At 73.5% G+C, this 20,756-nt stretch carries 15 protein-coding genes and 1 tRNA gene; 10 read left to right on the plus strand and 6 right to left on the minus strand.

Annotated features, from left to right (window positions below; translation table 11 throughout):
* Window positions 1-258 precede the first annotated feature (258 nt).
* Complete coding sequence (locus ACIQ5Y_RS24025) at window positions 259-1,650, plus strand: glutamate decarboxylase (protein ID WP_403883960.1); 1,392 nt, start codon at window positions 259-261, stop codon at window positions 1,648-1,650.
* Between the two features lie 16 nt (window positions 1,651-1,666).
* Here ACIQ5Y_RS24025 and ACIQ5Y_RS24030 read toward each other — a convergent pair whose 3' ends face one another.
* Window positions 1,667-4,087 (minus strand): Helicase associated domain protein, encoded by a 2,421-nt coding sequence (locus ACIQ5Y_RS24030; RefSeq protein ID WP_403883963.1) that lies wholly within the window; start codon window positions 4,085-4,087, stop codon window positions 1,667-1,669.
* Between the two features lie 135 nt (window positions 4,088-4,222).
* Between ACIQ5Y_RS24030 and ACIQ5Y_RS24035 the strand changes: the two genes are divergently transcribed.
* The gene (locus tag ACIQ5Y_RS24035; protein ID WP_403883966.1) at window positions 4,223-5,137 is read left to right on the plus strand and encodes an NAD-dependent epimerase/dehydratase family protein; all 915 of its coding nucleotides are present in this window, start codon (window positions 4,223-4,225) and stop codon (window positions 5,135-5,137) included.
* 55 nt (window positions 5,138-5,192) lie between these two features.
* A complete protein-coding gene (locus ACIQ5Y_RS24040) occupies window positions 5,193-6,047 on the plus strand; it encodes an RNA polymerase sigma-70 factor (RefSeq protein WP_403883969.1) in 855 nt (284 codons plus the stop codon).
* Between the two features lie 32 nt (window positions 6,048-6,079).
* On the opposite strand, the gene ACIQ5Y_RS24045 is transcribed toward ACIQ5Y_RS24040, so the two are convergent.
* Window positions 6,080-7,684 (minus strand): sigma-70 family RNA polymerase sigma factor, encoded by a 1,605-nt coding sequence (locus ACIQ5Y_RS24045; RefSeq protein ID WP_403883972.1) that lies wholly within the window; start codon window positions 7,682-7,684, stop codon window positions 6,080-6,082.
* A gap of 302 nt (window positions 7,685-7,986) precedes the next feature.
* On the opposite strand from ACIQ5Y_RS24045, the gene ACIQ5Y_RS24050 reads away from it, so the two are divergent.
* Both ACIQ5Y_RS24050 and ACIQ5Y_RS24055 read left to right on the plus strand, forming a co-directional pair.
* Window positions 7,987-10,131: a PIG-L family deacetylase gene (locus tag ACIQ5Y_RS24050; RefSeq protein WP_403883975.1), complete on the plus strand. Its 2,145-nt coding sequence runs from the start codon at window positions 7,987-7,989 to the stop codon at window positions 10,129-10,131.
* A gap of 213 nt (window positions 10,132-10,344) precedes the next feature.
* On the plus strand, window positions 10,345-10,803 hold the full coding sequence (locus tag ACIQ5Y_RS24055; RefSeq protein ID WP_403883978.1) for a hypothetical protein: 459 nt from the start codon (window positions 10,345-10,347) through the stop codon (window positions 10,801-10,803).
* Window positions 10,804-10,907: 104 nt separating this feature from the next.
* Here the strand turns inward: ACIQ5Y_RS24055 and ACIQ5Y_RS24060 are convergent, their stop codons facing one another.
* Window positions 10,908-12,386 (minus strand): hypothetical protein, encoded by a 1,479-nt coding sequence (locus ACIQ5Y_RS24060; RefSeq protein ID WP_403883981.1) that lies wholly within the window; start codon window positions 12,384-12,386, stop codon window positions 10,908-10,910.
* A gap of 398 nt (window positions 12,387-12,784) precedes the next feature.
* Between ACIQ5Y_RS24060 and ACIQ5Y_RS24065 the strand changes: the two genes are divergently transcribed.
* From ACIQ5Y_RS24065 to ACIQ5Y_RS24075, 3 genes are all read left to right on the plus strand, one after another.
* Complete coding sequence (locus ACIQ5Y_RS24065; protein ID WP_403883984.1) at window positions 12,785-14,353, plus strand: hypothetical protein; 1,569 nt, start codon at window positions 12,785-12,787, stop codon at window positions 14,351-14,353.
* Between the two features lie 121 nt (window positions 14,354-14,474).
* Window positions 14,475-15,116, plus strand: coding sequence for a bifunctional 4-hydroxy-2-oxoglutarate aldolase/2-dehydro-3-deoxy-phosphogluconate aldolase (locus ACIQ5Y_RS24070; RefSeq protein WP_403883987.1), 642 nt, complete (start codon window positions 14,475-14,477; stop codon window positions 15,114-15,116).
* Window positions 15,113-16,162 (plus strand): sugar kinase, encoded by a 1,050-nt coding sequence (locus tag ACIQ5Y_RS24075; RefSeq protein ID WP_403883990.1) that lies wholly within the window; start codon window positions 15,113-15,115, stop codon window positions 16,160-16,162. The genes ACIQ5Y_RS24070 and ACIQ5Y_RS24075 overlap by 4 nt, the downstream gene beginning before the upstream one ends.
* Here ACIQ5Y_RS24075 and ACIQ5Y_RS24080 read toward each other — a convergent pair.
* From ACIQ5Y_RS24080 to ACIQ5Y_RS24090, 3 genes are all read right to left on the minus strand, one after another.
* Window positions 16,119-17,024: an aldo/keto reductase gene (locus tag ACIQ5Y_RS24080; protein WP_403883993.1), complete on the minus strand. Its 906-nt coding sequence runs from the start codon at window positions 17,022-17,024 to the stop codon at window positions 16,119-16,121. The two genes, ACIQ5Y_RS24075 and ACIQ5Y_RS24080, sit on opposite strands and share 44 nt — an antisense overlap.
* Window positions 17,014-18,210 (minus strand): serpin family protein, encoded by a 1,197-nt coding sequence (locus tag ACIQ5Y_RS24085; RefSeq protein ID WP_403883996.1) that lies wholly within the window; start codon window positions 18,208-18,210, stop codon window positions 17,014-17,016. Before ACIQ5Y_RS24085 ends, ACIQ5Y_RS24080 begins: the two co-directional genes overlap by 11 nt.
* Window positions 18,211-18,274: 64 nt before the next feature.
* Window positions 18,275-19,609 carry a glycoside hydrolase family 18 protein gene (locus ACIQ5Y_RS24090; RefSeq protein ID WP_403883999.1) on the minus strand — a complete coding sequence of 445 codons (1,335 nt, stop codon included), beginning with the start codon at window positions 19,607-19,609 and terminating at the stop codon, window positions 18,275-18,277.
* A gap of 201 nt (window positions 19,610-19,810) precedes the next feature.
* Between ACIQ5Y_RS24090 and ACIQ5Y_RS24095 the strand changes: the two genes are divergently transcribed.
* Window positions 19,811-19,887, plus strand: a tRNA-Trp gene (locus tag ACIQ5Y_RS24095).
* 561 nt (window positions 19,888-20,448) lie between these two features.
* Window positions 20,449-20,664: a hypothetical protein gene (locus ACIQ5Y_RS24100; protein WP_403884002.1), complete on the plus strand. Its 216-nt coding sequence runs from the start codon at window positions 20,449-20,451 to the stop codon at window positions 20,662-20,664.
* Window positions 20,665-20,756 lie beyond the last annotated feature (92 nt).

Here is a 20,756-nt window from a genome sequence, read left to right on the forward strand (position 1 = left end):
GCGAAGAACGCCACTGACCGATATCCGGACATCCGCGGATAAGTTGCCGGTAGAACAAGTTGGATGATCTTCCCGTTCGGGCCGGCTCCAGTGGTCCGAACGGGAAGACCTACGGACGGAACCCTACTCGACGGGAAATCCTCCCGTCGCACCGGCGGGCTATGGAGGGGGTCACATCGCCGAGTCGGCCGGAAGCGGCGGTGCGTGCCGATCGACTGCCGCCGGGATTCCTTGCCTTCTGTCCCATATAGTCCCGATATGCCTCTTCATGAGACGAAAGACGAAGGCGCACTCGACGCCTGGACGGATGTGTTCGCGTCCGCGCTGAGCGGTCAGATCCTCCCCAAGTACCGGATCCCGGAGGAGCACTCGCCCACCGAGGTGGTCTACCAGCTCCTCCACAACGAGCTCCTCCTCGACGGCAACGCCGCCCAGAACCTGGCCACCTTCTGCACCACCTGGTCGGACGACGGCGTGCACCGCCTGATGAACGAGTGCCTCGACAAGAACATGATCGACAAGGACGAGTACCCGCAGACCGCCGAGATCGAGGCGCGCTGCGTCAACATCCTCGCCGACCTGTGGAACGCCCCCGCCGGAACCGCCGCCACCGGCTGCTCCACCACCGGCTCCAGCGAGGCCGCGATGCTCGGCGGACTCGCCCTCAAGTTCCGCTGGCGCGAGCGCCGCCGCGCCCAGGGCCTGCCCGTGGACCGCCCCAACCTGGTGTGCGGCCCGGTCCAGATCTGCTGGGAGAAGTTCGCCCGCTACTTCGACGTCGAACTGCGCCCGGTCCCCCTGGAGCCCGGAGCCACCGGCCTGCGCGCCCACCAGCTCGCCGACTACGTGGACGAGAACACCATCGGCGTCGTCGCCATCATGGGCGTGACCTACACCTGCGACTACGAGCCCGTCGCCGAGTTCTCCGCCGCCCTCGACGCGATCCAGGCCGAGCACGGCTGGGACGTCCCCATCCACGTCGACGGAGCGAGCGGCGGCTTCGTCGCCCCCTTCCTCCACCCCGACGTGGTGTGGGACTTCCGGCTTCCGCGCGTGGCCTCGATCAACACCTCCGGGCACAAGTACGGACTCGCGCCCCTCGGCGTCGGCTGGATCGTCTGGCGCACCGCCGACCTGCTCCCCGCCGACCTCGTCTTCAACGTGGACTACCTCGGCGGCGACATGCCGACCTTCGCCCTCAACTTCTCCCGGCCCGGCGGCGAGGTCATCGCCCAGTACTACCTCTTCCTGCGCCTCGGCCGCGGCGGCTACCGGCGCGTCCAGCAGGCCTGCGCCGACACCGCCCAGTACCTCGCCGGCGAGATCTCCGCCATGGGCCCCTTCACCCTCCTGTACGACGGCCAGGGCGGACTCCCCGCCGTCTCCTACACGCTCACCGACCCGGCGGGATCCCCCTTCACGCTCTACGACCTCTCCGACCGGCTGCGCATGCGCGGCTGGCAGGTGCCCTCGTACCCGCTGCCGCCCGCCCGCGACGACACCGTGATCCAGCGGGTGCTCATCCGGCACGGCGTGACCCGCGACCAGATCGCCCTCCTCGTCACCGACCTGCGCCGGGCCGTCGAGCACCTCACCGCCACGCCCCCGCCCGTGCCCGCGACCGAACCCCGGTCGGGCTTCCACCACTGAGGTCCCGTACGGGCCGTCAGCCGGACGCCGACCAGCGCATGTCCAGGGCGTCGAGGGCCGCCACCCGCTCCGGGGTGAGCGAGCCCGCCCGGGAGCGCTGGTTGGCGATCCAGGCGCCCAGCCGCAGCTCATGGCCGCCGACCAGCTCCACGTGTTTGCGCGGGACCCTCAGGTGCCGCTCCCGCAGGTGGAACTGCTCGGCCGCCGCCAGATGGTCCGCCCAGGCCTGGGCGTGGCTGCGGCGCGGCGGCGGACGCTCCGCCTCACTCGCCGGGGTGGCGCCAAGGGTGTGCTCCAGCAGCCAGCGCTGCGCCCACGACAGCCGCTCCCAGTTCAGCCGCTGGGTACGGACCCACACACCCAGGTCCTCGCCCTGGACCAGGACCTCGCCCGGGGCGAGCGGCAGCCGGCCGCCCGCGTCCAGGTGCACCCGGGTCAGGTGGAAGGCGCGCTGCCAGGAGATCTCCCAGTCCGGGCACCAGGAGGCGTCGATGGCCTCCAGGGCCTCCCGCCGTTCCTCCGACAGTGCCCCGGGGCCCTCCCGGCGGGCCGCGGCCCGCTGGTTCTTCACCCACACCCCGACCGGGGCGCCGCCCCAGGTGGCATCGGCCGGCGGGAGCAGGTGCCCGTGCTCCGCCGCCCACGCTCGGGCCGCCGAGAGCCCTTCCGCGAACGCCACGTCGAAGTGGCTCCACACCATGCCCAGCGCGTCGAGCTCGGCCGCCCGCTCCCGGCCGAGCGCGCCCCGGCGGTAGGTGCGCCGCACGTCCGCGATCCACTGGCCGAGCGGGAACCGGGCGAGCCCGGGAGGCCACGCCTCGTCACCCGCCGGTGCCTTGAAGCCGAACGGGACCTTCAGGTCCCCGGCCGCGGCGGCGTAGATCCGGGCCGCCTCGACCCCGCGGCGCCAGTGCTCGTGCTCCGGGTTCAGGACGCGCAGCCGTACGAAGGCTGCCAGCAGCGCCGGATCCCGGGGCGTCGAGAAGCTCAGCAACCCCTCGGCGCCGCTGCCGACGCCGCCGGGACCCGCTGCCGCCCCCGGGGCGCCGCCGGGCACCTGCGGCTGGGCCAGCGACTCGACCAGCCGGGTGTCGTGCGCCCGCAGCGCCTCCAGCAGCCGCGCCAGGTCCCCGTACGCCCGGGAGGTCAGCATCTCCGCCGGGCTCTCGCCGGGCCCCAGCAGTACCGGCACCACCAGCGAGGCGACCTTCCCCTCGCCGGGGTGGATCCGCAGCGCCCGGCCGACGGCCTGGACCAGGTCGGGCATGGAGCCCCGTACGTCGGCCCAGAAGACGGAGTCGCACTCCTTGGTGTCCACCCCCTCGCCCAGCACCCGGACGCTGCCGAGGAACGCCTTCTGGGCGATCCGGGGATCGGCGAAGGCGGACAGCACCCGCCGCCGGTGGGCGGCCGAGTGCTGCCCGCACAGCCAGTCCGCCCACACCCGGTGGGGATGCACCGGGCGCTGGCTGCGGCTCGCCGGCCGCAGCCGCGTGGCCACCGCCGGCAGACCGGCCGCGAACGCCTCGGCCTCCTTGGTCAGGTGGTGGAAGACCAGCGTCCGCCGGAACCCCTGGTGCACCGCGGCCTTCACGAGCGCCGTTTGCAGCGCGGCGAGCCGGGCCCCGCGCACCTCGTCCGAGCGCCCGTCACGGCCCATCAGCACGGCCGCCTGGAACCCCGGATCGGTGACGTCCACGCACACCACCCGGTAGGGGGCGCAGATCCCCCGGTCGATGGCCTCGGACAGCGAGAGCGTGTAGCAGCGGGCGCCGAACGGCCCCTGCGGATCGTCCTCCATCGAGGCGACCAGTTCGCCACGCCCCTTGGTACCGGCGCCGCCCTCCCGCGCGCTCTCCTCGCCGTCCTGCCACACCCGCGGCGTGGCCGTCAGGTAGAGCCGCCGGAGGGCGGGGATCCGCGTGTTGTCGTGGACCACCGCCCAGGGCTTTCCGATCCGTCCCGAGGTGCGGTGCGCCTCGTCGACCACGACCAGGTCCCAGCCGGGCAGCCCGGCCAGGTGCGCCCGCTCGACGATGCCCAGGCCGAGCGAGGCGTAGGTGGCGAACACGGTCACCCGGTCCACCGAAGGGCCGCACCAGCGGGCCAGCTCCGCCGGATCGGTGGTGGTGGGCACCCCCGCGTCCTCGCCGCGCAGCGAGCACACGGCGAGGGAGCGCCCGCTACGGCCGCCGTCCCGCCAGGCCGCCGTCGTCTGCACCAGCAGATCCAGCGAGGGCACCAGCACCAGGACCCGCCCGGCCCGCAGCTCCTCGGCCGAGCGGACCGCCACGAGGGACTTCCCCGACCCCGTCGCCATGATCACCTGGGTGCGCAGCCCGGCCTCCGGGACCCGGCCCCCGGCGGGCAGCTCCAGGGCCCGCACCACCGCATCGACGGCCTCGCGCTGGTGCGGGCGCAGCTGCTTCCTCGCCATCCACCTCACCCCACCCCTGTGATCTGCCGATTCGTCTCCAGCTCCTATCCTGCCCTGATTTTGACGCAGATGCCGGGAGGCTCGTGACACGGGTCACACCAGAGAGCGTCAAGTTCGTTGGGGTTGTCTTGTCCCATGGACATGAACGAGACCAAGAACGTACTGGTGGCCGGGGCGAGCGGAGTCCTGGGACGCCACATCACCGAGGCGCTGACCAGCGCCGGACACACCGTGATCAGCCTCGGCCGGGGCGCGGGCGCCGACGTCCGCGCCGACCTGATGGACCGTGACGGGCTGCTGCGCGCGGTCGACGGCCTCAAGGTCGACACCGTCGTGCACGCCGCGACGGCCCTGCGCGAGGCCCCCATGCGGCACAAGGACGTGTTCGCCACCGACGACCTGCGGCTCATCGGCACCAAGTACCTGATGGAGGCCGCACACGTGGTCGGCGCCCGCCGGGTCATCGCCGAGTCGATGGTCTTCGGCTACGGCTACCGGGACTTCGGCGACCACGTGATCACCGAGGAGGCCGACCCCTTCGCCCCGGTCGGCGACCCGGCCGTGGAACGCCATCTCGAAGGGATGCGGGTCAAGGAACGACTCGTACTCGGCGACCCGGACATCGAGGGGATCGCGCTGCGCTTCGGTCTCTTCTACGGCGCCGGCGGCACCGACGCGCTCGTCGAGATGCTGCGCAAGCGGAAGATCCCGGCGGTCGCCGACCAGGGCCGGGTGCTGTCCTGGGTGGACCTCGCCGACGCCGGACGCGCCGTGGCCCTCGCCGTCGAAGGCGGACGCGCGGGCGAGGCGTACAACATCGTCGACGACACCCCGATCGGCTTCGGCGGGCACGTGAAGAAGGTCGCCGAGGCGTTCGGGACCCCGAAGCCGCTGACCGTGCCCGCCTGGCTGATGCGCCCCTTCTCCTACGTGCACCGGGTGGTCAACACGAACATGCGCGTCTCCAACGCCAAGGCGAGGGCCGGACTCGGGTGGGCGCCGAGCCACCCCGGATGCACCGAAGCCCTGAACGCGCTCGCCGGAAAGTGAGACGGATCCCGGACGGACCTTGATCGTCCGGCCGAGCGGTGCCACCGTGTCGATCATGACTGACCCCTTCGAGGAGCACCGGCGCCTGCTGTTCGCGGCCGCCTACCGCATGCTGGGCAGCGTCGCCGACGCCGAGGACATCGTGCAGGACGCCTGGCTGGCCTGGCACAGGGCCGACCGGGCGTCCGTCGAGAATCCCAGGGCCTACCTGGTGCGCACCGTCACCAACCTCAGCCTGAACCGGCTGGGGTCGGCCCGGGTCGTCCGCGAGGCGTACGTCGGGCCCTGGCTCCCCGAACCCCTCCTCACCGCGCCCGACATCGCCGATGAGGCCGAGCAGGCCGACACGGTCTCGATGGCGATGCTGGTCGTCCTGGAAACCCTGAACCCCACCGAGCGGGCCGTGTTCGTGCTCCGCGAGGTGTTCGGCTACTCCTACGCGGAGATCGCCCAGGTCGTCGGGAAGTCCGAGGCGGCCGTCGGCCAGTGCGCGCACCGGGCCCGCGAACACGTACGGGCCCGCCGCCCCCGCTTCACCACGGGGGCCGCCGAACAGCGCCAGATCGCCGAGAAGTTCCGCGCGGCCTGCGCCGGCGGAGACCTCGGCGAGGTGCTCGCGCTCCTCGCCCCCGACGTCGTCTCCTGGTCCGACGGCGGCGGCGGCGTCACCGCCGCCCGCCGCCCGCTCCACGGCCCGGACCACGTCGCCCGCTGGTTCCTCGGCGTCCTGGCCAAACCGGAGGTCCAGGGCGTCGAGATGCACCCCGCCGAGATCAACGGCGAGCCCGGCCTGCTGCTGGTGTACGGCGGGGTGAACGCCGGCGCCCTCACCTTCGACGCCGTGAACGGCCGGATCACCGCGCTGCGCCTGGTGATCAACCCGGAGAAGCTGCGCGGCATCCAGGCCTAGGGTCTGCGCGGCGGATCACGGCCGGGTGGGCCCTACCGGGCGCCGAAGTTCTGCGTCCACCAGGGGCCGCCGGATCCGGTGTGGATGCCCACGCCGATGTCCTTGAAGGAGCAGTTGAGGATGTTCGCCCGGTGGCCCGGGCTGTTCATCCAGGAGTCCATGACCGACTTCGCCGTCTGCTGGCCCCGCGCGATGTTCTCCCCGTACGTCGACCAGCGGTACCCGGCCGCGGTCGTCCGGTCGCCCGGGTCCTTGCCGTCGGGGTTGGTGTGGTCGAAGAAGTTCCGCGCCGCCATGTCGTCGGAGTGCCCCTGGGCGGCCGCACGCAGCTGCGAGTCCTCCTTGAGGGGGCCGCAACCAGCCGCTGCTCGCTCGGAGTTGACCAGTGCTATCACCTGACCGGCCACACCCTGGGGGGCGGGCGCCGGCGGGGGAGCTGAGGTCTTCTTGGCCGGGGAGGCCGAGGTCTTCGCGGGGGTCGGGCTGGGGCTCGGGCTCGCCGAAGCGGAAGCCGACGCCGATGCCGAGGGGGAGGGCGAAGCCGAGGCGGAGGCCGACGGAGAGGGCAGCGCGGCGGACTCGGTCGCCGAGAGCGCGGCCAGCGGGGCGGGCGCGTCCGCGTCCTTCTCGCCGCCGGAACCGGGAAGCGTGCCCAGGTACACCAGGCCGCCGCCCGCCACGCACGCCGCGATCACCGCGGCGCCGACCACCCGGCGGCGCTGCTGCCGGCGCCTGCGCTGTGCGCCGCGGCTGCCGCCGCCCGCCCCGTCGGCCGCGCCACCCACCTGGGCGAGCTCGTCCGGGCCCGCGTCGACGGCCGAAGCGGTGGGGACGAAGCCGACCTCCCCGGCCGTACGGGTCCACGCGAGCAGCGCCGCCGACAGCGGTACGAGCGCCAGCCCGGCCAGCAGCCCCTCCGCCGGAACCAGGCCGCTCCACAGCCCGGAGCACCGTACGCACTCACGAGCGTGACGGGCTATTCGCTTGCGCCACAGCGCGGACGGCTCCCCGTCCCAGGTCGCCACCACGGCCCGCAGCTCCTCGCACCGCGGCTGCGCGTCCAGCGCCCGCTCGACCACCCGCGCCGACTCCAGCTGCGCCTTCATCCGCTGCACCCGTACCGCGGCGTGCTGCGCGGGCATCTCCAGGGCGGTGGCCACCTCGGCCCGGGTCAGCTCCCCGGCGCACTCCAGCCACCACAGCGACAGCAGCGCCCGGTCGTCGGGCTCCAGCCAGCGCGTGGCACGGGCCGTCTCGCGGCGCTGGCCGGACAGGTTCAGGCGTACGACGGTCAGGTCGACGAAGTCGGCCCCCGGGTCTGCCACGTCGTCGGCCGCGTCCAGGGCGGCGCTCTGCCCGAAGCCGCTCTGCCGGTCCTGCCAGTGCGCCCGGACCCGGTTCATCGCGATCGCCACCAACCAGGACCGGAAGCTCTCGTCCGAGCGCAGGCCTCCCAGCCCGTCGAGCGCGCGCAGCATGGTGTCCTGGACCACGTCGTCCACGTCGACGGACCCGTTCAGGGCACGCCCGACGATGTTGTAGACCAGCGGCAGATGGGTGGCGACGAGCTCGTCCTGCGCCCGCGGATCGCCCGCGCGGGCCGCTGCCACCAGCGCTGCCGTCTGCTGAGTACTCATGTGATGTCCCTGTCCGTACCGGCGGTCGATGATGCCCAATACCTGGGAGACCGTCGAGAGGGGCCCCGATAACAGTTATCCGGAATCTGTTTTTCCCGGCACCCCGAGAACCGTCAAAAGGTGCAAATCGGCGAAATCGCCCAACCAACTCCCTTTCCGTCATATGCCCCTTGATGCTGTGTCAGCGGCATTCGTGCGAGGCATAATCGGGCCGGTCGTCTCCGGAAGCAGTGGAGCCATGGGGGCACGGACCGATCTCCCATGCGGACTTCCGCACCGACCGACCCCCAAGGCGCTCGTAGATGTCCCTGGCCAGCCGCCCCCGCCTCGCGGCCCTGCTCGCCGCGATCACCGTCGGCGTCGCCGGGACGACGGCCTGGGCCTACGAAGAAGTGACCGATCGACAGGCGAACGGCGCTGAGGCGTTCGTCACACCGAGCGTGACCGAGGGCTCCGCGCTCCAGGTCGTCGCGCACCCCGATGACGACCTCTTCTTCATGAACCCCGACCTGAGCCGCTCCATATCGACCGGCATCAAGGTCACCACCGTCTACCTGACCTCCGGTGAGTCCGACGGCAGGAACGAGGCGCACAGCCCGCACCTGCAGGACGCCGAGGGCCCCGCCGACCGTGCCGCCTACGCGGAGGCCCGGCAGAACGGCATCCGGGCCGCCTACGCGGAGATGGCCACCGGCGAACGCACCAGTGTCTGGCAGCGCAGGTCCATAGCCACCGCCGGCGGGGGCAGCGCGGAGGTGGACGTGCTCGTCGCCAGGCCCGAGGTCAATCTGGTGTGGATGCAGCTCCGCGAGGCCCGCAGCATCTCCGGGGACAACCCGGACAGCCTGCGCGGGCTGTGGGACGGCAAGGTGCCCGCCCTGGGGGCGCAGCTGACCTCCGGCACGCCGGTCAAGCCCTGGTTCTCGTACACCAGGGACCAGGCGGTGGCCGCCATCGCGGACGTGTTCGCGCGGTACAAGCCGACCACGATACGGACGCAGGACCCGACCCCCGGCAGGACGGAAGCCGGCACCTTCCTCGACCACCAGGACCACGTGTACGGCGCCCGCTTCGTGCAGGCGGCCGCCGAGCGCTACGCGAAGTCCGCGGACCGGCCGCACTTCTCGGTCCAGAACTACGTGAGCTACCCGAACAGCTCGCTGCCCCCCACGCTCGACCCGCGGACCGCCGAGGAGAAGCTCGGCTACCTCAAGACCTACGCCTGGATGGACCACCAGGACTGGTGCGGCAGCCCCGCCGGCTGCGGCGACCGCAAGACCGCCACCCGACCCACCGGCGCGGGCTGGAGCCAGACCATCCGCTACAGCCGGGGCGACGGCACGTCCTGGATGACCGAAGGCGCCCCGGGACGGCTGTGGGCATTCGCGGTGCTGGACGGCCGGATGGCGTACTGGTCGCGCACCGGCGCGCAGGCCCCCTGGCAGGGCCCCCGGTTCCTCCCCGGCACCGGCACCGGAACCGGCATCGACGCCGGCGCGAGGCCGGTGCGGCTGCCCGACGGCAGGATCGCCGTGTTCGCCACCCGCACGACCCTGGGCACGACGCCCCAGGAGTACGGCAGGGACGTCGTGTACGCCGTCCAGGCCGCGGCCGGCGGGACGTTCGGCCCGTGGCGCTCCCTGGGCACCCCTGACACCGCCGACATATCCGGCACCTCGGCGATCAGCGCACCGGCGGTCGCGGTCGATCCGGCGGGCCTGATGACGGTGTACGTACGCGATTCCGCACGCACGCTGCGCGCCCGGACGCAGACGGCCCCGGGCGGCCCGTTCGGCGCGTGGCAGGCCCTCGGCGGGGCCGGCCTCCAGGGCGATCCGGTCACCGCGACCGACGCGTCGGGGTGGCGCCACGTGTACGCGGCGACCTCGGGGTCCGTCCTGGCATGGGGCCGCCGGACACCGGGCGACCCGCTCGGCGGCCCGTTCCCGACCGGACTGCCGCAGACCACGGGCGTGCTCTCGGCGAGCCCGGAGGGCGACGGCGTCCGGCTGTTCTTCCGCCGGCCCGGCACGGGCAACGTCTGCACGAGCCTGGCCGGAGCGGGCGAACCCGCGCCGGAGTTCTCCCCGGTCGCCGAGGAGGGCGGTCTGGGCGGCTACGGCGCCGTCGGCGTCGCGGGCCATGTGCTCGCGGGCCGCGCGGACACGGGCACGGCCGGACTGGCGGTCACGGACGGTCCGCGTTCCTGGCAGCAGTCCCAGATGCTCTACACAGGGGCCCCGGCGGCCGTGGCCGACCGGGCCGGGACGGCCGTCGCGGCGGTCCTCGGACTGGACGCCGAACTGCACGTCATCAGCGAGGTCCCGCCGGCCGGGCCGCACGACAGCCGGACCCCTTCCCCCTGGCACAGGGCGGTCCAGCCCCGGCCGCACGCGCAGGACGGGAACGCCGATCGGGTCGTCGCCGGGGGACCCCCGCTGCGGTGAACCGCCCCGTGCGCCCCCGGCCCGGGACCCCGGGTGGCAGCGGGGGGAGAGGCGGGCGACGATGACGGCCGGACCACCTCGCGGGCGACGGACCGCCTCGCGGGGCGACGGAGGCCGTACCCCCTCGCGGGACGGCGGCGGCAGGACTCCCACCGACCAGCGATCGGGGCTCCCATGACCCCTCCCTCCCCCTCGTGCGGACGGCGCGTGTGCGTGCGACCCGGAGCGATCCGCGCCGCGGCCGCCTGCGCGGCCCTCGCGGCCCTCGTGACCGGGTGCAGGAACGACACCGTGCCCGCCTGGGGGTACCCGGAGCTCAGAACGACCCTGAGATCGCTTTCCGACAGCCTGGACGAGGGCTGTGACGAGACGACCCCCGCGAGCTGCGTGAATCATCTCGACAGGCTGGGCGCACTGGCGGAGCGGGCCTTCACGCAGGTCCTCGACCACAAGCTCCTCGACGCCGGATACGTGGCCGCGCGGAACGAGCTCGACGCGGCGAGGGCGCGCCGGGCCACCACCGCGGAACAGGCTGTGTCCAGGCACGATCCGCACCACCCCCCGTTCCGACGCGCGGTGCGGGCGGAACGGCTCGCGTACGAGCACCTCCTCGCCGAGCTGGAGCGCCTGCGCACGGCTCCGCCGCCGGGCGACGGGACGGACCCCGTCTGATCCGAGGTGACGTCCGGTCCGTACCGGCACTCCCGACCAGGGCCTGTCGTCACATTCCGGGGCCGCCCTCCGGGCGACGACGGGAATCTGACGACAGGCCCTGGCTAGGACCGCAAGGGAGGCGTGGGCAGGGCCCCGTCGTCGAGCGCGACCAGCGAGAGGACGAGGATCGCGCCCGTCCACGCCAGGGGCGCCACCGACGAGGGCCGGCCCGTCCGGTCGATCTTCTCGGGCAGCTCGCCGAGCGGGTTCCGCTTGGCGAGGACCCAGTCCAGGACCTTCCCGGCTTCCGCCGTCCTCCCCGTGCCGGCCCAGGCGAGCGCGAAGAGCGAGGTACTGGGCGTCCAGGCGTTCGCGCCCCAGGGCGCCGTCGGATCGTTTCCGGGAGTGACTCCCCCCTGGGGCAGGAGCAGGGCCTTGTACGTGGCGTCGAGCGCGCGGGGCAGGTCGGCCGGGGCCGCGTTGAACGGTGGCGCCATGAACGCCACCGCGCTGTCGTGGCCGTGCTGTCCGTCGACGGTGCGCTGGTATCCCAGCGGAGCGAACCTCGTGGCGATGCCGGCGGAGAGCCGCCGGGCGGCGCCGGACCAGCGCGCCGCGTCGAGTGGCCGGCCGAGCTCCCGGGCCAGGTCGGCGGAGGCGTTGAGCCCGGCGAGCAGGGGAGCGGCCGTCCCGATGTTCGTCGTGGTCGTCATCAGCTCCCAGTAGTCCGGGGAGGCAGGGGGCAGCCCGTCCTTCCCCAGGGAGGCCGCCGCGCGGTCGGCCGCCTTGCGGACCATCGGGTACAGGCTCGTCAGCCGGTCGTGGCGGGTGGTGCGCGGCGCCGTCCGGTACCACTGCCAGGTAGCCCAGGGGACCCAGCCGTTGGCGTCGAGCTGCCACCGCCTGCCGTCCGGCGGACCGGAGCCGTCGAGCTTCGTCCGCGCGTCCCAGGTGCCGTCCTTCCGCTGCGTCGCGGCGCTGTAGCGCAGGATCCGGTAGGCCTCGGCCTCGTGGCCGGTGTGGGCGAACGCCGCGGCGGCGAAGCCGGCGTCGCGCGGCCAGGAGTACATCCAGCCGGGCGTCCACCCAGCCGCCATGGCTCCGTTGGGCCGGAGCAGGGCGCGCGTGGACAGCAGGGCCCGCTCCGCCGCCGCGCGCTGTGCGGGTGACCTGCCCGGCACCCGGCCGGCGTCCAGCCAGGCGCGGCTCTGCGCGATCTGCCGCCGGGCCGCCGGATCATCGGCGGCGACCAGAGCCGATGCCGTCCGGCCGGCGGGGACGTACCTCCACCGGCCCGACGGCAGCCGCAGTACGTTGCTCCGCTCGACGTACTGCGCGTCCTTGGCGAGTGACGCCGTGATGCCCTCGACGTCGGTCGCACTGGCCAGGAGACCGACGGTGGGCGCGGCGAGGATCGACAAGGGCGCGTAACTGCCCTCGGCTTCACCGTGGCTCTGGTGCCCCAGGGCCCGCACGAAGAACACCTGCCGCTTCTCGACGGCGGGACGGGCGACCGGGACCGCCGCGACGCAGACGGGAAGCGCGACGCTCGCGAGGGACGCCGTGACGACCGCCCAGCGAACCAGCGGGACAGCAGGCATGACCGCTCCTTCTGCAGGGCTCTTTTGAACTTCCTGGCTGTCCGGGCTCTCAGGGCTGTCCGGGTTGTCTGGGCTGTCCGGGTTCTCCGGGCTGTCGGGGTTGCCTCGGCTGTCGGGGCCGTCCCGAATGTCCCGGCTCCCTCGGCTCCCTCGGCTCCCTCGGCTCTCCCGGCCTCCGGTCCTTCCGGGCGCGCGGCCCCCCGGAAGGCCCATCGTGGGACAGGCGTGCGCGGCCCGCCACGACATGCCCGCCGCCCGGGTGATCGGGCCGGGCCCGGATGCCGGTCGGCGGTGGACTGTGCACATTGGTGTGATCGGACCCGCCCTGAGGCGACCGCCATCGCCGGGCACACCGGCCGTCGGCCGGGCCGGGAGCCGTCGCCGCGGAGGACTGCCGAATGATCACTGATCCGACCGAGACCGAGACCGAGGACGAGGACGGGGACGGGGGCCGTCGAACGCATTCCCCCGGGGCGAGCCGGGAGAGCGGCCGACGCCGGCTCATCCGCGGGATGCTGCGGGGCGCGGGCGGAGTCCTGCTCGCCGCGGCCGGAGCCCTGGTCGCCGTGGGGTGCTTCCTCGGGCTCTACCTGCGGCCCACCTCCGATGACTGGTGCGCCGCCTGGAAGGCCCGTGACCTGGGTGTCCTCGGCATCACATCCGACTTCTACACGACTCAGAACGGCCGGATCGCCAACGCCTTCCTCAGTGGCGTCGTCTACGGCGGGGGACTCGGCGGAATCAAGATCCTTCCGACCGCCATCACGGTCGTCTTCACGGTCGGTCTGGTCCTGCTGGGGAGCCGGTTCGTCCGCCTCCTCGGGGGAAGACCCGGGGTCATGACGCTGACCGCCTGCGCCCTGGTCATTCAGGCGGTGCTCTACTACGCCGGAACGCGCAGCTTCCAGGTCCTGCTGTGGGCTCCCGCCACAATCTCCCACACGATCCCGAGCGTCATCGGGGTGTGGGCGTTCCTGCTGGCCATCTGGACCGTCGGAAGATCCCGTCCCGGCGCACGCGCGCTCGGATTCGCGGCGGCGTTCCTCATCGCGTTCGCGCTCGGCACCCTGAGCGAGCCGTTCGCGCTCGTCAGCGGTCTGCTCGCGGCGGGAGCCGGGCTGCTGGCGCTGCCCCGCCTGGGGCTGGCACGGACCTGGCACCCGTTCACCTGGTGCCTGCTCTGGTGCTCCGGACTCGTCTGCGGCCTGATCGTGCTCTACACGTCACCCGGCGCCCGATGGCGCCGCGCCCAGCAGCCGGAGAAGGAGTCCTTGCTCTCCGCGGGCGAACTCCGGGCGACCCTCCGCGACTGGCTGCACGTGTGGGAGTCGGTGACCGGCCAGTGGGCCTACCTCGGAGCCGTCGCCGCCGGCGTCCTCCTGGGCCTGGCGGCGGGGCTGCGCGCCCCGGCCGGGCGGCTCGGACCACGCGATCGGAGCCGCGCCGTCCCGCGGACAACGCTGGTCGCGGCGGTGCTGCTCCCGGTACCGGTGGTGGTGCTGGGCTCGTTCGCGGTGGTGCTCGGGCTGCGCAGCGGCTACGGCCCGAGCGGGTGGACGTACGCCCGTACGTGGACGAACTTCCTCGTACCGATGGAACTGGCGCTGTGCGCCTACGGAGCACTGCTCGGGGCATGGGCCCGCCGCCTCCCGGCACACGGGCGGACCGCCGGGTTCGCCCTGCCCGCCGGCATCGTGGCCGCAGGCGGCCTCGGGCTGGCGGCGCTGGCCGTGCTCGTCCCGAGCGTCCGGCAGCTCACCACCGCCACGGTCACGCGCTCCGTGGCCTGGGACGCGCAGAACGCCCGCATCCGGGCCGAGGCCGCACGAGGCGCCACCGACATCGGATACCGCCCCCTGCACATCGGAAACCTGGCGGAGCCCTTCTACACGTCCGCCTACGACAAGGACTGGGTCGCCGCGTGCGTGTCGAAGTGGTACGGAATCGACCGCATCCACCGCCTCTGACAGGGCGTCGATCTCGGCCTCCCGGGTACCAAGGGTCCCCCCGTCCGGCTAGGGTCTAGACCACACGGTTCCCGCGCGGCGACCACCTCGTCCCGCCCCGCGGAACACAGGGGAGGGGTCCTTGTCCTGCCACCCGTACGATGTGCTGGCCGCCCAGCGCCTGCTCCCGGTGCTGCGCAATGCCGACGCCGACGAAGCCGTACGAGCCACCCGCGCCCTGCTCGCCGCCGGTTGCCGGGCCGTGGAACTGACCACCTCCACGCCGGGCTGGGCCGACGCCCTCACCCGTACGGTCCCGCTCGCGGACGCCCACGGCCGCCCCGCCGTCATCGGCGTCGGCACCGTCACCACGGCCGAGCAGGCCGCGACCGCCCTGGACGGGGGCGCCGCCTTCCTGATCTCCCCGTACCCCGCTCCCGAAGTCCGCGAGGTCGCCGCCCGCCGCGGGGCCGTCTTCGTCGAGGGCGGGTTCACCCCCGGTGAGATCGCCGCCGCCGTCAGCGCGTCGGGAGCCGCCAAGGTGTTCCCGGCCCATGTGGGCGGCCCGGGGTTCATCCGCTCCCTCAAGGCCGTCCTCCCCGGCGCGGTGATCATCCCGACCGGCGGGATCCGGCCCGAGGAGGTCGCCGACTGGATCGCCGCCGGGGCCAGCGCCGTCGGCATCGGCGGCGGACTGCCCTCGGATCCGGGAGAACTGGCCGCCCTGTTCGCCGGGTCGGCCGGGCCGTGCTGCGCGGGCTGCGCGACGGGGGAGGCGAGGTGATCGCGGACGACGGCCGAGGGGGCTACGACGTCCTCGTGCTGGGAGAGGTGCTCGTAGAGATCCACGCCGACACCACCCTGCGGAACGCGGCGGACGGCACCCCGGCCCGTATCTCCTACTCCGGGGACGCCCTCAACGCGGCCGCCGCGGCGGCCGCCGCCGGGGCCCGGACCGCGCTGCTGGCCGTGGTCGGCGACGACGAACTCAGCGAGCCGCTGCTGCGGCGTGCCGCCGAACTCGGCGTGGACGTCTCCCACGTACGGCGCGCCCCGCGCCCCAACGGCGCCTACCTCCTGTCCGCCGACCCGGACGGCGGGCGCGAGTTCGTCTACTGGCGCACCCGAAGCGCCGGTTCCACCCTCGCGCCCGAGCACGTCGAGTCCTGGCGGGCCCTGCTCACCGGCTGCCGGGCGCTCGTCACCAGCGGCATCACCGGCGCCCTGTCGCCCACCAGCCGCGAAGCCGTACTGGCCGCCGCCCGCCTGGTGCACGGTGCCGGAGGGCACCTCTCGTACGACCCCAACTTCCGCCCCCGGCTGACCGGCCGGGCCGAGGCGCGCGAGCTCCTCGCCCGGATCGCCCCGCTGACCGGGCTGCTCAAGACCTCCTGCCCGGCCGACGCGCTGGCCCTGGTCGGCACGGACGACCCGCGCACCGCTGCCGCCCGCTACCGGGCGCTCGGCGCCCGGGCGGTGGCCGTCACCGCGGGGGCCCGCCGACTGCTGCTCGACGACGGCATCGCAGCCCGCCGCCACCCCGTGCCGCTCAACCCGGCGCCGGTCGACGCGACCGGCGCCGGGGACTGCTTCACCGGGACGGCCACCGCCCGCCTCGCCCTAGGCGACACCCTCGACGACGCGGTGGGCTACGGCATCGCCGCCGCCTCCCTCTCCGTCTCCGGCCGCGGGGGCACCGGGCGGGTGCCGGCCTTCGCGGAGACGGCGGCCCTCGCGGCCCTGACGGCCGGACGGCCCACGGCCGGACTGCCTGTGGCCCTACGGCCTACGGACGGCCGGCCTCCAGAGCCGCGATCTCCTCGGCGGTGATGCGCAGGGCCCCGGCGGAGACGTTCTCGACCAGGTGGTCCGGGTTCCCGGTGCCGGGGATCGCCAGCACGTGAGGGCCCCGGTGCAGGGTCCACGCCAGCCGCAGCTGGGCGACGGACACGCCGCGGGCCTCGGCGACTGCGCGCAGCCGCTCGCCGTCGTCCGCCACCGATCCGGCCTCCTTGCCCGCGCCGGCGATGGCGTAGAAGGGGACGAAGGCGATGCCCTCCTTCCCGCACAGCTCGACGAGTGCGTGGTCCTCGGCCGGCGAATCGATTCCGTACGGGTTCTGCACGCAGACCACCGGCGCGATGGACCGGGCCTCCGCCAGGTGATGGGCGCGCACGTTGGAGATCCCGAGGTGCCTGACGAGCCCCGCCGTGCGGAGGTCGGCGAGCGCGCCGAAGTGCTCGGCGAGCGATTCCTCGGCCGCCGAGCCCGGGAGGCGCAGGTTGACCACGTCGAGGTGGTCCCGGCCCAGTTGGCGCAGGTTCTCCTCCACCTGCCCGCGCAACTGCCCCGGCGCGGCCCAGTGGAAGACACCGGACGGATCGCGGCCGGGACCGACCTTGGTCGCGATGACGAGGCCCTCGGCATAGGGGCCCAGCGCCCGGTTGATCAGCTCGTTGGCGGAGCGGAGCGAGGAAAAGTAGAACGAGGCGGTGTCGATGTGGTTCACGCCGAGTTCGACGGCGAGACGCAGAACGCGGATCGCGCGGTCGCGGTCGCCGGCGGGCGCGTCGGCCCGCAGCGCGGCGCCGTCCTGCGTCAGCCGCATGGCGCCGAAGCCGATGCGGTTGACGGTCAGGTCGCCGAGCTGCCAGGTGCCCGCCGCATCCGCGGTGATCATGTCAGTGGTCATCGTCGGACCGTACAGGTTCGGGTTCGGCAACCCATCCGGCGGCCAGGACCAGCCGCGACGTGCGGTGCACGGCGATGAAGCCGAACGGCCGGTCGTACCGGACGTCCACCCATCGTGCCCGATACCGCAGCCGCGGTATGGCGCAGCCCGCGGCCACCCCGAACCCGGTGACGGCGGCGGCCTCGAAGCCCGCCGCGTGGAAGCGGGCCAGCGCCGATTGGCGGGCCGAGTCGACGGCCAGTGGCTGCGGACTGATCCCCGGGAAGTGCCCCTGGCTCGCGTCGCTCGCGGTCGTCAGCCCGAACAGCCCGGCGTGGGAGAGGAGGTCGTGCTCGGCGCGCACCTCGAAGGCGACCGTCCTTATGGCCAGCCGGGGTTCGGGCGTCTCGGCGCGCACGGTGCGGACGGTCAGCCCCGGCCCCGCGTCCCCCTCGGGGAGCAGGCTCGCGCCCGTCGACGGAAGGGTCCGGGTGACCGCGTCGATCCCGGTGGTGAGCACCGCCCCGGGGGCGGCCTCCGGCTCGCCCAGCACGAGGTGCACGTCGACCCCGGTGCTGCCGACCACCTCGAGCACGGTGACCGGGCCCCGCGGTCCCCGGGCCACCGAGACCCGGTCCAGCAGGGTGGTTTCGCGGCCCAGCATGGGCAGCTCGCGCCCGGCCCACGGACCCTGGCCGGTGGTGCCCTCGAACTCCTCGAACGGCTGGATCCACCGCAGTCGCAGTGCCAGCGCCGAAGCCAGGACCAGCAGGGTGTCCTCGGTCACCTGCAACGGCATGCGCTCGATCACCCCACCGGTGCGGTCCGAGGCCCACGCGTCCAACGCCTTGCCGTCGGTGTCCGCGTCGCCCGTGAGGCCACCCCGGGCCCCGGGCGGGAGCTGCGCCGACCAGCGCTCCTCCAGGGGGAGCTCCTCCCTGGTCCACAGCCCCGTCGCGGATCGGAGTCCCCGTACGCCGTCCAGCGCGGCCAGCAGTTCGCGCGCGGCCCCGGCCGCGGCCCCGGCGGGTATGCCCAGAGCCCCCGCCAGCTCCTCGCGCGCCGCGCCGTCCGCGCCGTCCGCCAGCAGGGCCAGCAGCGGCCACACCCCGGCCGCGGTGAAGACCGTGCCCTGCTCGGCGGCCCCGTCCTGTGCGGCCCACTGCTTCGTGAGGCGGTTGACCGCCCGTACCGTCGAGTTCCTCATGCGGGGGAGGGTACGTGGAGGGACGCCGCCGGGCCGGGTCTTTTCCGCGGCCCGGCGGCGCCGGTCAGTGGCCGCGCAGCCCGCGGTCGACGGCCGTCATCAGCTCGCCGTCCGCGGTGTCCGCGTCCAGCGACCAGAACATCGCCCCGCCCAGGCCGTGTTCGCGGATGTAGCCCGTCTTGGCTCGGAGCACCTGCGGATCGTCGTACGTCCACAGCGTGCTGCCGTCGAACAGCCAGGCGTGCCCGCCGCGCCGGTCCCGGTAGACCTCGTACGTCCCGGAAGCGGCGAGCTTCTTCAGCGCCTTGTAGTCCTCGTACCCGGCGGACCAGGTGGCCGGTGCGGGACCCGTCGCGGGCTGCCCCATGCCGTCCCCGCCGCCGCTGACACCCGTCCAGCCCTGCCCGTAGAACGGCATGCCCATCACCAGCTTGTGCGCGGGCGCCCCGCGCCGCCGCCAGGCGTCCACGGTGCCGTCGACGCTGAAGTCGCCCCGGGCGTACAGCGCGGACTGCTGGGCGGTGACCGCCTCGCCGGACACGTGGAAGTCGTAACCCTGGAGGGTCACGAAGTCCAGGTCCCGCATGATCCGGCGGACGTCGAAGCCCGCGTCGATCTTGGCGGGGGCGGTCGGGACGAAGGCCGTCAGTTCGTACGCCGCCTTCCGCTTCTGGCCGCGCGCGTACGCGTCGAGCTGCGTGCGGAACTCCTTGACGAGGGCGGCGAAGTTCTCCTTGTCCTCGGGGCGGTACTTGGTGTCCGTGTCCCCGGCCGAGCCGGGCCACTCCCAGTCGAGGTCGATCCCGTCGAACACGCCGGCGGCCGCGCCCGCACCACCGCGGGTGCCGTCCTGCGGGAGGTTGCCCTTGATGTACAGGTCGATGCAGGACTCGACGAAGGCCTTGCGGGAGGCGGCGGTCAGCGCGGCGTCCGAGAAGTGCGTGGACCAGCTCCAACCACCCAGCGAGATCAGCACCTTGAGGCCGGGGTGCCTGGCCTTGAGCTCGCGCAGTTGGTTGAAGTTGCCCGCGAGCGGCTGCTCCCATGTGTCGGCGACCCCGTCGACGGAGTTCGCGGCGTCGAGCGGGCGCACGTAGTCGGCCCAGGCGTCCGCTTCACCCGGAACGTTCCCGGTGAAGCACTTGCCTTCCGGACTGACGTTGCCGAAGGCGTAGTTGATGTGGGTGAGCTTGCCGGCGGAGCCGTTCGCCTCCAGGTCCTGGACCTGGAAGTCCCGCCCGTAGACCCCCCACTGGGTGAAGTAGCCGACCTTCCTGTACGGACGGTCCCGGCCACCCTCGGCCTGCGCGGCGCCGGCGGCGGCGGAGGGCGCGAGGGCGGTCAGCAGGGAGAGGGAGCAGGCGGCGACGGCCAGCCTGCCGAGCATGCTGCGGCGCATGGGCTTCCTTTGCGGAGGCGGGAGGTGAGGAGTGTGCGCGTGCGCGGTGCATGCCGGAAACTATTGGTCTGGACCAGAGGGAGTCAAGGGTGCGCGCGGATCGCCGCGCCGGCGGTGGCCCCCTCGAACGTCTCGCGAGGTGGACACTTGCCCAATTCGATGGACCTCCCGAGCGGTCCGTGCCATGGTTGGTCTCGCCGAAGGGGTGTAGCTCAGCTGGTCAGAGCGCTGGTCTCCAAAACCAGATGCCGCAGGTTCGAATCCTGCCGCCCCTGCCATCGTGAACAGGTGCTTCACCATCGAAGGCCCAGGTCGGACCCGGTCTGCCTGGGCCTTCGTCATGGCGCCATGCGCTGACGCCAGGCCAGGAGAGCGCCCTCGCCGCGCCGTCGACACGGTCTTGGACCTCCTGAACTCCCCCAAGACCTGCCGTGTGTAACAGCAGGTCAGACACCAAGCGGCGGCCCCCGGATGCCGGGGAGTGCGTCCCGTGTGCGGCTACCGGAGTGGTCATGTCCGCCGGCGCCGCCTGAGGCCCGACGCACCTCCGCCCCGCCGGGCGCTGTCCCCGTGTGGGGTCCGGTGGGGCGGGATCGTGCAGCACCCGCAGCCCGCGGGCAATCACGTTGATGTGATGTGTCCACGCTAGACCCAGGCACTGACAACGGGGGGTGCGGTCTCGACATGAAATCGAACTCATGTCCGACAGTCGGCGACGGCCGCTCACCTGTCCGCGTCCACATCGGCATCTGCGGGGATACCCGAACCCGGTGCAGGCGCGTCGACCGCGACACCGCGCTCGGCGTGCTGGACCGAGCGGCCCGTCGCAGCCTGGAGGTATGGCCGATCAGGTGTATGTCGTCGTCCACCCCGTAGTCGCGGGTGGCAGGTCTGTGGTCGCGCACGTGCACGCCGAGGACCGGGCCCTCGGGGTCGCGCACGCCCTCACCGGCGTGATCGAGCTGATGCGGGAGGCCGGGCTGGAGACGGCCGAGGGCCGGCCGCCGATCCGGTGGCTGGGCGGCGGCCCTGAAGAATGGGGCGACGGCGACTGACCGCTCCGGATGCCGGCCCGGGAGGTCGGCGAGCCGGGACCGACTCCCCGGCAGGCCGCGGGCGAGTTTCAGGCCCGGATCGGGATGCGGGT

Origin of the sequence: Streptomyces sp. NPDC096339 (genome assembly GCF_044762985.1) — a bacterium.
Taxonomy (GTDB): domain Bacteria; phylum Actinomycetota; class Actinomycetes; order Streptomycetales; family Streptomycetaceae; genus Streptomyces.